A 15,436-nucleotide genomic window follows, 5' to 3' on the forward strand; every position below is an offset into this window, starting at 1 on the left:
CCATGGGAAGGTGAATACGGTTTTACGGTGCAATACAGTACATAGCCACACGCTGACACGGAGCTTGTCTCGTACCTTCAGTCTGACACCCCATCGCACAGCGTAAGCTTGTGCGCTCCCCGGATAGACGCCATTGTTTGGCTTTACACACAGTGGAAAACAGAATGGCTATCAAGTTTGAAAATATCAACGTCGGTAAGAAATTAGGGCTGGGGTTCTTTTTGGTATTGCTGTTAACCGCACTGATTGCGGGCCGAGGAATTAGCTACATTGAGTCGTTACAAGAGAGTATTCAAAAAGTTAATTTGAGTAATCAGATTAATACCGAGGTTAATCAGGCTAAATATTATCGTGCCCGCTTTGGTGCCAATTACGATCTGAACGACATCAAACAAAACAGTATTCATATCGACAACATCAATACGCTGGTCGCCCAAGCCAAGACGCTAAGCTGGTCTGCTCAGGATAGCAAAACGCTCGATAGCATCACGACCACGATCAATAGTTACAAGCAGCAGCGCCAAAACTATCTGGATGCTGTTACCACCAAAGATAACGTCAGAAAAAGCTGGAGACTGGACGGTACCGATCAGGCGATGAGCAAGCTTGACGACCAGCTGCGCGCGACGGGCGATAGCCAATCACAGAACTACTGCTGGCTGATTTCAAAACCAAGCTGATGACAGTGCGCTTCCATCTGGACAATTTGCTGCTGGAACGCACCAAGGCAGCAGAAGAAACGCTGACCGACTCCATCAATGAAGCGCAGACAGCAGACCTTCCTGAGTCAGAGCCTTTCCGTCGAACAGCGGGAAACGCTGGACCCGGTTATGAGCACCATGAACCATTATGAGGAGCAGGTGCTCTCTTACATGCCGGCTTACCAGAAGGAGATGGACAGCGTCACGCAGATGAACGACATCGCCGTAACGCTGAGCGATCGCATCACCGAACTGCTGCACGCACAGCTACAGCAAACCGACCACAACGTGCGCACCTCAGAAATCCAGTTGACCGTAACGGCCCTGATCACCCTGCTGGCTGGGCTGTTGATCTCCTGGTTTATTTCGCGACAAATCACCGCGCCGCTCAACCATATGCTCACCATCGCTGAGCGCATTGCCACGGGGGATCTGACCATGAACATGTCGACCTCGCGCCGTGATGAACTGGGCCAGTTATTGAACGCCATGGCAAAAATGAACGGTAATCTGCACCAAATGATTGATGATATCCGCGTTGGCGTCGGTCAAATCTCTACCGCTGCCAGCGAGATCGTCGCCGGTAACACCGATCTCTCTTCTCGCACCGAGCAGCAAACGGCTGCCAGCATGGAGCAACTGACCGCCACCGTGAAGCAAAATGCGGATAACGCCAACCATGCCAACAAGCTGGTAGTTGTAGTTAATGCCTCGCAAACCGCTAAACAGGGTGGCGAACAGGTAGGCCATGTGGTGCAAACCATGGTGGATATCGAACAAAGCTCCAAGCGCATTGCCGAAATCACGTCGGTTATCAACAGCATTGCCTTCCAGACCAACATTCTGGCGCTGAACGCAGCGGTCGAAGCGGCGCGCGCCGGGGAAGTGCGCAATCTGGCACAGCGCAGCTCACAAGCCGCCAAAGAGATCGAAGGGCTCATCAGTGAGTCCGTCACGCAAATCAGCCAGGGTGCCAATCTGGTCACCAACGCAGGCAAGACGATGGATAACATCGTGAAATCAGTAACGCAGGTGCACGATATTATGGGTGAAATCGCCACCGCGTCTGAAGAGCAGAGCCGTGGTATTGCTCAGGTTAGTCAGGCGATTGCGGAAATGGATGGCACCACGCAGCAGAACGCCGCTTTGGTAGAGCAATCCGCCGCCGCCGCTAACTCACTGGAAGAGCAAACGCAGGTGTTGACGGAAGCGGTATCGGTATTTCGCCTTACACAAGCCGCTGACGGGGCTATTCCCGCCCTCGGCTATGGCGAACGCCCGGCACAGCTAGACTATCAGCGGTAAATAGTCGCGGTAAGCAACAACCGACCTGAGATAAGGTTGATATAAGATTCCGCGTCGTAAAAAACGGGCGGTGCGCTTTTGATAGCGCACCGCCCGTCGACGTTCTGAACCGCAATCTAAAAGGCTTTTTTAAGGCTAATCTGCGAGATTAATGCCGCCAGAGAAAGCACCAGCGTGGAACGCACCACCTGCTGATAACGCTGCTGTTGCATCGGGATCAGCAAGGGATCGGCAGGCTCTCCCCCCATTAGCCGTTCATGAGGATGCGGCAACGCGGTGACACAGTGCAGTTCGGTAATCGGCCCGAGAATCTCATCATCGGTAAAACGATAGTCGTTTTCGTCGTGGAATAACTCTTCCCATAACGCCATCACCAACTCGGCATCTTCATACTCTTTACGGCTGATCATACTCAGATCATAAATCAGCTTTAAACGCACCGAGAGATTCCCTAACGGACCACTGCCAGTCATTAACGGCTCTACCGCGTATTTCACCGCATAATCGTCTTTACGAAAGATTTGCAGCATGAGAATACTCACGGCTTCAACCAACAGCTCAACCGCTCAACCGCTTTCAGCATAAAGCTGCGCACGGTTTTCGCCGCATTGAGGGATTCCAGCACGCGATTCTCAAAGGCTTGAGTTTCTTCCATCATAACGTCCCTGCCGAACGGCGCGAATTATTGCATGGCGTTATACACACTCAATGCTTGCTCCACAACCTTACTCTGCACATCCAGACCAGAAATTTGCGCCAACGCAGCCTGCGGCCCCAGGTTATTCAACAACGCCGCCAGTTCCTGCGCCTGCGGGTCCTGCTCGCTGCGGTAATGCATAACCGCAGCGATACCGATAATCAGGTTGTCATTGGGCAATTGATACTCCAGCGTGCCCAGCAGCGGTTTGATCAGGCGATCGCCTGCGCTAAGTTTACGCAGCTGCTGACGCCCAACCCGCTCAACATCGTCATGCAGATAAGGGTTTTCGAATTTTCGAAGCGGCTTAAAATCTTGTTGATGTAGGCAGCATGCTTCTCGGCATCAAAGCCGTAACGCTTAATCAGCACGGCTCCGCTCTCTTCCATCGCCCCACGCACTACAGCGCGCACCTCGGTATCCAGAATGGCATCGCGGATCGTCTGATGATGAGCCTGCTGGCCAAGATACGCGGTAACTGCATGGCCAGTCTTGAGTGTAAACAGCTTACGTTCAACGAATGCCATCAGATTGTCGGTTAATTCCATGCCTGCGATCTGCGGTAAAGGCCCGACGAATTGGGTTTGGTCGACAATCCATTCACTGAAAGTTTCTACCGTCACGACCAAAGGGTCGTCCTGGCTCGCTTCCACCGGTGGAACAATGCGGTCTACCGCCGAATCAACAAAACCCAAGTGCTCGTTGACCCATGCCTGCTCGTTCTCCGGCAGATGCTTCCACACGTGTTGCTTTAATTGCGTGTTGCTTTGCGCATGGCGCTTCACCAAACCCTGAGCAATGGCACCCGCAATTTTTTCCAGAATTTGCGGCCCTACCGCCGTCGTCACCACATCGGCCTCGGCAAGCAACGCCACTGCTTCCGGGCTTGCGCTGTGCACCGCACTGACGTTGCTGACCGTTTCCAACTGTGCCTGCTCGCCGACCACTTTCACCTGATACTGCTTACGGTTGTTGATGGCATCCAGCAACGGCTGGTTCACATCTGCAAAGGTGAGTTCGATATTGGCGTCTGCCAGCAGTTTTCCGATAAACCCGCGTCCGATATTTCCGGCACCAAAATGTAAAGCTTTCATCATGCGTTAACCTTTAAAAACAATGGCAAAAAAAGAGGCCTCCCGAAGGCGGCGCTGCCGATGCATCAGGCACTCTTTTTCTCGGAGAGCAGGTCTAGCACTTCCTGCACATCCTGGGTCTGCGCCAAACGGGCAATCACGGTGTCATCGTCCAGCGCATTGGTCAGGCGGGTGATCACCGCAATATGTTCGTTATTACGCGCCGCGATACCGATCACCAATTTTGCGACGTCATCCTCATCATCACCAAAGCGAACCCCCTGCGGATATTGGCAGAAGACGATGCCGGTTTTCAGCACGCGATCTTTGGCTTCAATGGTGCCATGCGGCACAGCGATGGATTCGCCCAGATACGTCGAGGTCAATTTTTCACGCACCAACATCGCATCCACATATTCCGGCTCAACGTAGCCACCTTTCACCAGTTGCTCACCGGCAAAGCGAATCGCCTGCTCTTTATCGCTCGCCTGCAAGTTCAGGAATACTTTAGCAGCGCCCAGTTGGAACAAGGTGGCGGCTTGCGGCTCAACAACCGGTGCGGCGGCAACGCTGCCACCCGCAGGCTGAGCGGCGGCCAGACGACTCACCAGATCGCTGTACAACTGGCTGTCGAGGAAGTTGGTCAGCGAAATATGCTGTGCTTGTGGCGCAGGGCGCGTTCGGTCAAATCACGATGCGTAATCACTAGATCGACATCCTCAGGCAAGCTGTTGATGGCGCTATTGGTCACAGAAATTTGCGTAAGCCCGGCATCCTGCACTTTCTTGCGCAATACGCCAGCCCCCATAGCACTGGAACCCATGCCAGCATCACAGGCCACAATGATTTTGCGCACGGTGCTCAGATCGCGGCTGATGCCACTGGGCACTGACCCCCCCTTGGAGGCTGCTTTCATCTCTTGCACACGGCGTGTGGCTTCATCGAGATCGTCACCCTCCTTTATCTTGGTGCTTTTCAGCAGAATCGCTGACAGCACAAAGGAGACGGCAAACGCAGCAGCAATCGCCACGATATTGGCAAAATAAGCCCCTTTTGGCGTCATTGCCAACACGTCCAGAATAGAGCCCAGAGAAGCCGGAGAAACCAGACCACCGCCCAGCAAGTTCAGCGTGAACACGCCGGTCATGCTGCCGAGAATCACCGCAATCAGCAGACGCGGGTTCATCAGAACATACGGGAAATAGATTTCGTGGATACCGCCCAGGAAGTGGATGATGGCAGGGCCCGGTGCGGACTATTTCGCATTACCACGGCCAAAGAACATGTAGGCCATCAGCACACCCATGCCCGGGCCAGGGTTGGCTTCAATCAGGAAGAAAATAGACTTACCGGTTTCCGTCGCCTGTTGGATACCCAGCGGCGAGAAGATACCGTGGTTAATTGGGTTATTCAGGAACAGAATTTTGGCCGGTTCGACAAAAATGGAGGCCAACGGCAGCAGGTTGGTCTGCACCATCAGGTTTACGCCCGCCGCCAGGATTTTCGATAACCCTTCTACGAGCGGACCAATAACCAAAAACACCATTATAGCCAACAACATGCCGATAATACCAGCCGAGAAGTTGTTGACCAGCATTTCAAAACCGCTTTTGATTTTACCATCAACAGCGCGGTCAAAACGTTTGATGGCCCATCCGCCCAACGGGCCGACGATCATCGCACCGAGGAACATCGGCATATCGACACCGACGATCACCCCCATCGTGGTGATAGCACCGACCACGCCACCGCGATCGCCCGCCACCAAGCGGCCGCCGGTGTAACCGATAAGCAGCGGCAGCAGATAGGTGATCATCGGTCCCACCAGCTTGGCGAGCGTAGCATTCGGCAGCCAGCCAGTTGGAATAAACAAGGCAGTAATCAGGCCCCAAGCGATAAACGCCCCGATATTAGGCATTACCATGTTGCTCAGGAAGCGGCCAAAATTCTGAACTTTGACCTTTGTATCTGCTGTGAGCATAAAAACACACACCTATTCAAACGCGCGATCGCAAGCGCGTGTGGTCATTATCGTGAGACGGTGTGACTGCCTTCCGTCGGTAGAGATCGTGCGGACTCTAGCACGTCGGTTTGATACCGCAACCTCACGGCCATATGTGACAAACATCACACATAATCCCCACATCACTGCTACATTTTAGTGACTGAGTTCACATAAAATCACCGAATGCGGTTAATTCGACGCATCATCAACGGCAGCACAATGTGACGTTAATCACATCACAATACCGTGATTTTGTTTTGATTATGTGACTAATATCACTAAATGTCATCACCACCTCGCGTTATTGCCCTATAGCGATGGTTTCAACAACGGTAAAAGTGGTGGTAATCCGTTCATCAAATCGCGCTGCTGTGTTGCCAGAGGCGTAATCAGCGCGTTGTAACGCGCCGCCTGCTGTGCCGTTTCAAACTGCACCTGATTTCCCACAAAAGTAACCTGCTTGCCCTGAGCCTGAAGGAAGTCACCCACCTGCGCCAACTGCTGTGCCAAGGTGGCGGCGGTCGGCACCACGTTCCCCAATGCTACCACCGGTTGGACACTACCTGCGAGTAAACGCGCTCATACAGCACTTGCACCTCTTGCGGCTGGCTCAGATTACGCCGAGCTGAATCTGCCTGGGTTTTTGCCGCCTGCACCTGCTGCCCCAGCAGGTTTATCGCGCCGACGACGCTACGCACGCCGTCACGTTGCGTCAAATAATCCTGCGGCACACGAATCTGAGAAACGTGCTCCAATAACGGTTTGAGGCTCACCGCCATGCTTTGACGCAACTGCTGGGAAAAGGTGGTTAAGATGGCGTAATCGTTGGCAAAAGGTCCTAACTGTTTTTTCTGATAGTCACTGAGTGCAGGTGGCACGCTACCCGGTTGCGATGGCACGCTTTGCAATAGCGTCATAAACGCCTTGCGCTGATCCGCTTCGCTATCACCGCAGGCCGTCAGTTGGAACACCATACCCAAAGCCAGCACAGGCAATAGCCAGCGCGAGCGCCACCCCGTTGTTATCGTCATGCCATACTCCTTATCGCACGTCTTATCCGGTGAAGAAGCGGACCACATTGCTCTGCCTTATCCCTAAGCATAGTCGAATCAGCGCGATACCCTCGTTTTTCTGCCACGCCACCGGGATACTCAGGGTGCAATGGCCGGATAACAGCGCGCTGCTGCAACATTGAGCAACGCCCCCATAACGGTGCAACGCCACAGCGTAAAACGCGCCCATAGCAGGAATCACTCTATTTCCCTCTGTTTTACGGCTATATGTAGCAAAAACATCACTCACAGACCCGAAACGCAGAGATAAAATCTGCCATTTTTTGCTATTACGCTGGCGTGATTCTTGCTCAGTGGGTATATCCCAGCACGACGCAGGAAAGACAGAAGATGACACCCGTACTTCATCTTGGTGAGCAAAACGGTTTTCGTTGCGCATCGCGCATTCAGGAACTGGCACAACACAGTCAACTGCTGACCGACTGTTCATTACGCTATGACCAGATCTCTCACGGGCGGTTTGAAGGTAGTTTGAAAGAGGCCTAGCTGGACGGCGTACAGTTCTACCAGGAGCAACTGTCACAGTCGGTGTTTCAACGCGGCCAGGGCCGAACGGGCACGCTCTGCCTCGGGGTGTTTAATGTGCTATCGGGAGAGGCGCGCTGGATGGGAAACAGCCTGACACAGCAGGACATCACCTGGTCCTACGACGGCGGCGAGTTGATGCTGCAAACGCCGGAAACCTCTTCGCTATTGGTACTGAGCATTCCTTTGGCGCTGTTATCGGATATCACCGATGAACTGCCGCAGCGGGTCTACGCCATTCATCACGATCTCCTTGCCAACCGGCTGCGCGAACACATCTTGGCCATGCTGCACAGCGTGATGGAACACCCGCTGCAATTTGCGCAACGGCAGGCGCGGCTGAAATTTCTCAGCGATATCCGCGAGCTTGCCTTTGTCTTTTTCACAGCTGTGGGCACGCAGACCATCAGCGTGCGTCCTTCTCTGCAAAAGGCGCAGCGTGTCGTCACCAAAGCACAGGACGCGCTGATCGCCCATCGCGATCGGCCACTGACCATGGATGAGCTGTACCAACTGACCCACACCTCGCGTCGCGTCGCACCCTACAAAACTGTTTTGAAACCGTCACGGGCCAAAGCCCGGCCATATTCCTGAAAAACATGCGGCTCAATGGGGTGAAACGCATGCTGGTGATGGAAGGAGAGTACGCACAGATCAGCGAAATTGCCTCCAAGTGGGGCTTCTGGCACCTGTCGCAATTTACCGCCGACTACAAACGCCTGTTTGCTGAACTGCCCTCTCACACGCGGCGTGCGGTTCATCATTTGATCTGAAAATGATGACTATTCGTCACATTCAAGTTTGCCAGATTTCGATAACGCACACGCCAGAGCCCTTCATAGACTGACCATGAACCATCACGTAGGGGAACGGAACATGGCACAGCACTCTTCATCAGCGCACGCGCTGCCCCAGACGGCATTGCCGCAGGGGAACCAACTCCAAAAAGGCAGCCTTGGCCTTTGGTCGATCATCTTTTTTGTTATTGCCGCCGCATCGCCCTTAACTGGCGTCGTCGGGGGCTTGCCCGTCGCCTTTATGGCAGGCAACGGCGCAGGCGTTCCCTGTGTTTATGTCCTGGCGGGCGCATTGCTGCTTATTTTCAGCTTTGGCTTTATCGCCATGAGCCGTTATGTGGTAAACGCTGGCGCTTTCTACGCCTATATCGCACAAGGGCTGGGCACCCATAGTGGCATCGCCGGGCTCGGCATCGCACTGTTGGCCTACACCGCCATTCAGCTTGCCGTCACGGCCATGTTTGGCTTCTTCTTCGCGCAGTTCGTGCAGATGCACACCGGTATTGCAGCACCCTGGTGGCTGTTCTCACTGCTGATGCAAGCGGCGGTCGTCGCGCTCGGCATTGCCAAAATCGAGCTGGGCGGCAAAGTGCTTGGCGTATTGATGCTGATGGAAGTCGGCATTGTGGTGCTGGTTGACGCCGCCATTGTTACCCAGCCTATTGCCTTTGATATCAGCGCATTTACCCCTTCCACCGTGTTTCATGGCGATGTGGGCATTGCGATGATCTTCGCCATTTGCTCTTTCGTCGGCTTTGAAACGACCGTGATCTACTCGGAAGAGTGTCGGCAACCGGCCAAGATAATCCCACGCGCCACGCTGCTCGCCGTGGTGCTGATCACCAGCTTTTTCTCCCTCTCAGGCTGGGCATTTGTGCAATATGCGAGGGCTGCTCACGTTGCCGATCTCGCCGCCAACGATCCAGGGATGTTTGTGTTTACCGTCACCGAATAGGTGTTTGGCCCATGGGCTATACAGGTGATGTCGGTCTTGCTGATCACCAGCCTGTTTGCCGCAACGCAGGCGTTCCATAACACGCTGTCTCGCTATCTGTTTGCCATTATCCGTGACGGTTTGCTGTGGTCGAAAATGGCAAAAACCCACCGCACGCACCAGACGCCCTATATTGCCAGTCTGGTGCAAGGCGCGTTTATGCTGTGCGCCACCGCGTTGCTCGCCCTGGCGCAGTTAGACCCGATGGCGAACGTGTTCTCCTGGGCGTCTGCCTTGGGCAGCATGTCGATTCTGGTGCTGCAATTCAGCGTCTCGCTCGCCGTTCTCGCCTACTTCCAGCGGAATCCTTCGCTGCCGGTGTCACGCTGGAGCCGCCTTATCGCTCCGGCCCTCTCCGCCTTCGGCACGCTGGCAACGTTAGCGCTGGTGGTCAATAACCTCGACGTACTGAGCGGCTCCTCCTCGCCGGTGGTGTCATCGCTGCCCTATCTGGTGCTGATGGTGGCGTTTGCCGGGTTTATGAGTGCGGACTTCCTGCGTCGATTGAGTCCCGAGCGCTATTCACGCATCGGCCAAATGGTTGAAACCCTGTAACGCCACGCGGATTCGTCCGTTGCCGCTCCGGCGGCAACGGCTCACCGTCATCTGATTTCATGGAGTTCACAATGACAACACCCTATAACCATACTGATTACCGTTTTTGGCACCCGATGGTACACCCGAATGACTGGGCCGAACGCGAACCGCTGCGCATTGTAAAAGGCGACGGTCTCTACATCTGGGATGATAAAGGGCGCAAAATGCTCGATGGCTTCGCCGGGCTGTGGTGCGTAAACGTGGGCCACAATCGCCCGGAAGTGAAAGCCGCCATCGCCACACAGATGGATAAACTGGCTTATTACCAACTGTTTGACGGCGTCAGCCACCCGATGGCAGAAGCGCTGTCTAATCGCCTCATTAAGATGACACAGCAAAAAGATATGAGGCGGGTGCTGTACGGCATGGGCGGCTCGGACGGTGTGGAAACCGCCCTCAAGGTGGCGCGCCAGTACTGGATTTTGCAAGGCAAGCCGCAACGCACGCGCTTTATCTCTCTGAAGAATGCCTATCACGGCGTACACATGGGTGGCACCTCGGTGTCTGGCCTGCCGATTTATCGTCTTAACTATGGCCCAATGCTGGAAGGCTGCACGCAGATCGAATCGCCCTGGCAGTATCGCAACCCGTGGAACTGCGACGATCCCGACACGTTAGGCAAACGGGTGGCTGAGCAGTTAGAGCGCGAAATTCTTTATTACGGACCGGATACGGTCGCTGCCTTCATCGCTGAACCCGTGCAGGGCGCAGGCGGCGTGATTGTGCCACCCGCTAACTTCTGGCCGCTGGTGCGCGAGATCTGTGATAAATACGGCGTACTGTTGATCGCCGACGAAGTAGTCACCGGATTTGGCCGCAGCGGGGCGATGTTTGGTTCACGCAGTTGGGGCGTAAAACCAGACATCATGGTGTTTGCCAAAGCGCTCACTGCCGGATATGTGCCGCTGTCGGCTACCGTGCTGAATCAGCGTATCGAAGCGGCCTATCTGGACAACCGCGATGCGCGTGGGTTACTGATGACCGGCTTTACCTACGGCGGCCACCCGTTAGCCTGTGCCGCCGGGTTGGCAGTGTTGGATATTGTTGAGCGGGAGAATCTGCCAGCCAATGCCGCACATCAGGGGGAATACTTGCTGGGTCAACTGCTGCCGTTTGAGTCACGCTTCCGCTCCGTGGGCAACGTGCGGGGCAAAGGGCTGATGCTGGCGCTGGATCTGGTAGAGGACAAAGCGAGCAAGCGCTCGTTAGCGCCGGATAACGGGCTGGCATTCCGTATTGCAGAAGCGGCACGCGATGCCGGCGCGGTGGTACGCCCAGTCGGACCGAAACTGGTGTTGGCGCCACCGTTAACCATCGATAAAGCGGGTTGCGATACGCTGGTGATGGCACTGCAAACGGCGTTTGAAAAGGAAGAACGGTAGCAAGACACCGGTAGAAAAAAGGGCCGTTCCTGCATGAACGGCCCTTATTTTTTTAGATGCTACGCGTCGCGCTGTTCACTTACTGCAATACGGAAATATCCGCCACTTTCAGGAAGAGGTTACGCAGTTGGTTGAGCAGCGTCAGGCGGTTCAGGCGCACGCTTTCATCTTCCGCGTTAACCATCACCTTATCGAAGAAGTTATCAACCGGCTCACGCAGTTCGGCCAGTTCCGCCAACGCTTCCTGGTAGCGCCCTTCAGCGAACCAGGGTGCCAGTTTGCTTTCCAGCGCGGTTACGTAGGTGGCCAGTTGAATTTCCTCTTTCTCTTTGAGCAGAGCAGCATCAATGTTGGCGTTCAGCGTATCGGTGGATTTCGCCAGGATGTTGGACACGCGCTTGTTGGCCGCGGCCAGCGCAGTGGCGGCATCCAGCGAACGGAAGTGACTCACCGCTTTCACGCGGGCATCGAAATCTGCCGGACGGGTCGGGCGACGGGCCAATACCGCCTGAATGGTGTCCACGCTATGACCTTCTTCCTGATACCAGGCGCGGAAACGACCCAGCATGAATTCGATCACGTCATCGACCACGTTCGCGTTGTTCAGCTTGTCGCCATACAGGCGTACCGCTTCTTCCGTCAGAGTTTGCAGATCGAGCGGCAACTGTTTCTCAACGATAATACGCAGCACACCCAACGCAGCGCGGCGCAGAGCGAACGGGTCTTTATCCCCTTTCGGGTGTTGACCGATACCGAAAATTCCCGCCAGCGTGTCCATCTTGTCGGCAATCGCTAATGCACAGGCAACGCCTGACGCAGGCAGTGCATCCCCGGCAAAACGCGGCTGATACTGTTCGTTCAGGGCAACGGCAACGTCTTCGGCTTCGCCGTCGTGGCGCGCGTAGTGCATCCCCATTACGCCCTGGGTGTCGGTAAATTCGAACACCATGTTGGTCATCAGGTCACACTTGGAGAGCAAACCGGCACGTTTCGCGCGAGCAACGTCGGCACCGATTTTCTCCGCCACCCAGCCCGCCAAGGCCTGAATGCGATCGGTCTTGTCGCGCAGCGTACCCAACTGCTGTTGGAACAACACGGTTTGCAGACGCGGCAGATGATCTTCCAGACGTTTTTTACGGTCGGTGTTGAAGAAGAATTCGGCATCCGCCAGACGCGGGCGCACCACTTTCTCATTACCCGAAATAATCTGTTGCGGATCTTTGGATTCAATGTTGGCAACAAAGGTGAAATTCGGCAGCAGCTTTCCGGCGTTGTCATACACCGGGAAATACTTCTGGTCGCCCTTCATGGTGTAAACCAGCGCTTCGGCAGGCACTGCCAGGAATTTCTCTTCAAAGCGCGCGGTCAGCACCACCGGCCATTCCACCAGTGAGGTCACTTCTTCCAGCAGGCTTTCGCTCAGATCGGCATTACCACCAATCTGACGCGCAGCCGCTTGCGCATCGGCTTTGATCAACGCCTTACGCGCTTCATAATCGGCGATAACCTTGCCGCGCTCCAGCAGGATGCTCGGGTATTGGTCAGCGTTATCGATGGTGAATTCGGGTTCGCCCATAAAGCGATGGCCGCGCACGGTACGAGCAGATTCAATGCCCAGTACCTGACCGGAGATCAGTTCATCACCCAGCAGCATCGTTACCGTATGCACCGGACGCACAAACTGGGTCTCTTTGTCGCCCCAGTACATCAGTTTCGGGATCGGCAGTTTCGCCAGCGCGTTTGCGACCATATCCGTCAACAGCCCCTGAGCGCTGCCACCTTTTACCAGGGCGCGATACAGCAGCCACTCGCCTTTGTCGGTCGTCAAACGTTCTGCCTGATCGACAGTGATACCGCAGCCGAGCGCCCAGCCTTCAGCCGCTTTGGTCGGTTTGCCCTCAGCGTCATACGCCTGAGCAATGGCCGGACCACGTTTTTCGACTTCACGATCAGGTTGTGCGGCGCTCAGTTGCGCCACTTTCAACGCCAAACGACGTGGTGCGGCAAACCAGCTCACGTCACCGTGTGTCAGTCCGGCATTATCCAGTTCAGCGGTGAAGTTGGCGGCAAAGGACTCCGCCAGAGAACGCAGCGCCTTTGGCGGCAGCTCTTCCGTGCCGATTTCCACCAGAAAAGTCTTGTCAGTCATCGCTGTTAGCTCTCTTTCTTGTTACACATCGGGAAGCCCAGCGCTTCACGGGAAGTGTAGTAGGCTTCGACCACCGCTTTGGTCAGCGTGCGAATGCGCAGGATATAGCGCTGACGTTCGGTAACGGAAATGGCTTTACGCGCGTCCAGCAGGTTAAAGCTGTGCGCCGCTTTCAGAATGCGCTCGTAGGCAGGCAGCGGCAGCGGTTTTTCCAGCGCCAGCAGCTGTTGCGCTTCTTTCTCGTACTGCTCGAAGCAGGTAAACAGGAAATCGACGTCGGCGTATTCGAAGTTATAGGTGGATTGTTCCACCTCGTTTTGGTGGAACACGTCGCCGTAGGTGGTTTTACCCAGCGGGCCATCGCTCCACACCAGGTCATAGACGCTGTCCACACCCTGAATGTACATTGCCAGACGTTCCAGACCATAAGTGATCTCGCCGGTCACCGGCTTGCACTCAAGCCCCCCCACCTGCTGGAAGTAAGTAAACTGCGTGACTTCCATACCGTTCAACCACACTTCCCAGCCTAGCCCCCAGGCACCCAGCGTCGGGTTCTCCCAGTTATCTTCCACGAAACGAATATCATGAATGGTCGGGTCCAGCCCCAGAGCTTTCAGCGAACCGAGATACAGTTCCTGAATATTGTCTGGTGACGGCTTGATGATGACCTGAAACTGATAATAGTGTTGCAGGCGGTTCGGGTTTTCCCCGTAACGACCGTCGGTAGGACGACGCGACGGCTGCACATAGGCAGCGGCAATAGGCTCTGGCCCCAGCGCGCGCAGACAGGTCATCGGATGAGAGGTGCCAGCGCCGACTTCCATATCCACAGGTTGGACAATGGTGCAGCCTTGGCGAGCCCAGTAATCCTGCAACGTCAGGATCAGGCCCTGGAAGGTCTTGGTATCAAACTTTTGCATGTCAGATTCACGCGATACATGTGGATTTATACGTAATGCGCCAGTATACCCTCTGAGTGCAAGATATACAGCCAGAATGCTGCAACAACTTCACTTCAGCGGCACTTTATTGATGTTGAGGCCAGTTTAGCACGGCGCGGCCCATGACGGGCCGCGCCCATCGGCTCACGCGGTGAACACCGTTTGCAACATTTTCAGGCTCAGCACCAGCAGCAGTGCGGCAAAGATCTTTTTCAAGGTAGCAACCGGCAAACGATGCGCCAAACGCGCACCAAAACGGCGCGGTAAAGAAGCTCACTGCCGAAATCAGCAGCACGGCAGGCACTGAGACATAGCCCAACGTGTAGGCAGGCATCCCCGCCGTAGACCAGCCGTTAATCATATAACCCAGCGCCCCCGCCAGCGCGATAGGCAGCCCCACAGCCGCCGACGTGCCTATCGCCTGCTGAATTCGTACATTACACCAGGTCAGAAACGGCACGGTGAGTGATCCCCCGCCAATCGCCACCAGTGCAGAAATACCGCCGATAATCAAACCCGCCAGCGATACCCCAGCCACTCCCGGCAGTTGGCGCTGCGCTTTGGGTTTGATGTTGAGCACCATCTGCAATGAAACATAGGCCATAAAACAGGAAAAGAAGATGGCCAGTGCCCGCGTAGGCAGCAGCGTCACCAACCAGGTGGCGGCGAAGGTGCTGATAAGGATCGCTGGCGTAATACGCAGCATCACGGGCCATAGCACCGCCTGATGCTGGTGATGGGTGCACAAACTGGAGATCGCGGTAATGACAATCACTGCCATTGAGGTGCCCAGAGCCAAATGCACCAGATGCTCACCTTGCACACCCTGTGCAGCAAACAGTGCCGTTAAAATCGGCACCATGATGCCGCCGCCGCCAATCCCTAACAGCCCCGCCACGAACCCGACAACGCCGCCCAACGCCAGATAGGCAACGATCCACTCAATAGCCATGTGCTCCCCCTTCCCCGCTTGCAATGTGTAATAGTGTATAACCTGTGCAGTGCCTTTCACGCGCCGATCTTATTGATTTCTTGTGAGCACGCACACAAAAAAACTGGTTGCATATGGGTCTTCCCCTATCATGGTGGCACACACCCTCAATCAAGTATAATTATCTATACTTGTACCTTCTCAAAGGAGGTATTTATGCGCCCCACATCCCTAAACCTAAACTTATCACCGCGACATTCCCCCTT

The 15,436-nt window shown here is 55.0% G+C and carries 11 protein-coding genes and 6 pseudogenes; 9 read left to right on the plus strand and 8 right to left on the minus strand.

Annotated features, from left to right (window positions below):
- The first annotated feature begins 164 nt into the window (after positions 1-164).
- From CS369_RS18865 to CS369_RS18870, 3 genes and pseudogenes are all read left to right on the plus strand, one after another.
- Positions 165-680 carry a hypothetical protein gene (locus tag CS369_RS18865; RefSeq protein WP_196908270.1) on the plus strand — a complete coding sequence of 172 codons (516 nt, stop codon included), beginning with the start codon at positions 165-167 and terminating at the stop codon, positions 678-680.
- Positions 680-853: a hypothetical protein gene (locus CS369_RS24035; RefSeq protein ID WP_244665101.1), complete on the plus strand. Its 174-nt coding sequence runs from the start codon at positions 680-682 to the stop codon at positions 851-853. Before CS369_RS18865 ends, CS369_RS24035 begins: the two co-directional genes overlap by 1 nt.
- Positions 854-1,034: 181 nt before the next feature.
- Positions 1,035-2,006: pseudogene (locus CS369_RS18870) on the plus strand (methyl-accepting chemotaxis protein); the annotation flags it as partial.
- A gap of 116 nt (positions 2,007-2,122) precedes the next feature.
- On the opposite strand, the pseudogene CS369_RS18875 reads toward CS369_RS18870, so the two are convergent.
- The 5 genes and pseudogenes from CS369_RS18875 to CS369_RS18895 all read right to left on the minus strand — a co-directional run bounded on the left by CS369_RS18875 (position 2,123) and on the right by CS369_RS18895 (position 7,035).
- A pseudogene (locus CS369_RS18875) lies at positions 2,123-2,664 on the minus strand (MltR family transcriptional regulator).
- A 24-nt stretch (positions 2,665-2,688) separates the two neighbouring features.
- Positions 2,689-3,797 (minus strand): annotated as a pseudogene (locus CS369_RS18880) (mannitol-1-phosphate 5-dehydrogenase).
- Positions 3,798-3,862: 65 nt separating this feature from the next.
- Positions 3,863-5,757, minus strand: a pseudogene (locus CS369_RS18885) (PTS mannitol transporter subunit IICBA).
- A gap of 333 nt (positions 5,758-6,090) precedes the next feature.
- Positions 6,091-6,812, minus strand: a pseudogene (locus CS369_RS18890) (DUF3053 domain-containing protein).
- A 22-nt stretch (positions 6,813-6,834) separates the two neighbouring features.
- Positions 6,835-7,035, minus strand: a complete 201-nt coding sequence (locus tag CS369_RS18895; RefSeq protein ID WP_196908272.1) for a hypothetical protein — start codon at positions 7,033-7,035, stop codon at positions 6,835-6,837.
- A 149-nt stretch (positions 7,036-7,184) separates the two neighbouring features.
- Between CS369_RS18895 and CS369_RS18900 the strand changes: the two genes are divergently transcribed.
- The 6 genes from CS369_RS18900 (at position 7,185) to CS369_RS18920 (ending at position 11,149) form a co-directional block, all read left to right on the plus strand.
- The gene (locus CS369_RS18900) at positions 7,185-7,340 is read left to right on the plus strand and encodes a hypothetical protein (RefSeq protein WP_196908273.1); all 156 of its coding nucleotides are present in this window, start codon (positions 7,185-7,187) and stop codon (positions 7,338-7,340) included.
- 42 nt (positions 7,341-7,382) lie between these two features.
- Positions 7,383-7,973, plus strand: coding sequence for a hypothetical protein (locus CS369_RS18905; protein WP_196908274.1), 591 nt, complete (start codon positions 7,383-7,385; stop codon positions 7,971-7,973).
- A complete protein-coding gene (locus CS369_RS18910) occupies positions 7,970-8,152 on the plus strand; it encodes a helix-turn-helix domain-containing protein (protein WP_374191085.1) in 183 nt (60 codons plus the stop codon). Before CS369_RS18905 ends, CS369_RS18910 begins: the two co-directional genes overlap by 4 nt.
- 103 nt (positions 8,153-8,255) lie before the next feature.
- Entirely contained in the window at positions 8,256-9,131 is an 876-nt protein-coding gene (locus tag CS369_RS24040; RefSeq protein WP_244665102.1) for an APC family permease, read from the plus strand.
- On the plus strand, positions 9,132-9,725 hold the full coding sequence (locus CS369_RS24045) for an amino acid permease (protein ID WP_280514828.1): 594 nt from the start codon (positions 9,132-9,134) through the stop codon (positions 9,723-9,725).
- A 71-nt stretch (positions 9,726-9,796) separates the two neighbouring features.
- Positions 9,797-11,149, plus strand: a complete 1,353-nt coding sequence (locus CS369_RS18920; RefSeq protein WP_196908275.1) for an aminotransferase class III-fold pyridoxal phosphate-dependent enzyme — start codon at positions 9,797-9,799, stop codon at positions 11,147-11,149.
- Positions 11,150-11,228: 79 nt separating this feature from the next.
- Here CS369_RS18920 and glyS read toward each other — a convergent pair whose 3' ends face one another.
- The 3 genes and pseudogenes from glyS to CS369_RS18935 all read right to left on the minus strand — a co-directional run bounded on the left by glyS (position 11,229) and on the right by CS369_RS18935 (position 15,191).
- Positions 11,229-13,298, minus strand: coding sequence for a glycine--tRNA ligase subunit beta (gene glyS / locus CS369_RS18925; protein ID WP_196908276.1), 2,070 nt, complete (start codon positions 13,296-13,298; stop codon positions 11,229-11,231).
- 5 nt (positions 13,299-13,303) lie between these two features.
- Complete coding sequence (glyQ, locus tag CS369_RS18930; RefSeq protein WP_196908277.1) at positions 13,304-14,218, minus strand: glycine--tRNA ligase subunit alpha; 915 nt, start codon at positions 14,216-14,218, stop codon at positions 13,304-13,306.
- Positions 14,219-14,383: 165 nt separating this feature from the next.
- Positions 14,384-15,191, minus strand: a pseudogene (locus CS369_RS18935) (sulfite exporter TauE/SafE family protein).
- Positions 15,192-15,436: the final 245 nt, after the last annotated feature.

Origin of the sequence: Candidatus Symbiopectobacterium sp. 'North America' (assembly GCF_015762685.1) — a bacterium.
GTDB lineage: Bacteria > Pseudomonadota > Gammaproteobacteria > Enterobacterales > Enterobacteriaceae > Symbiopectobacterium.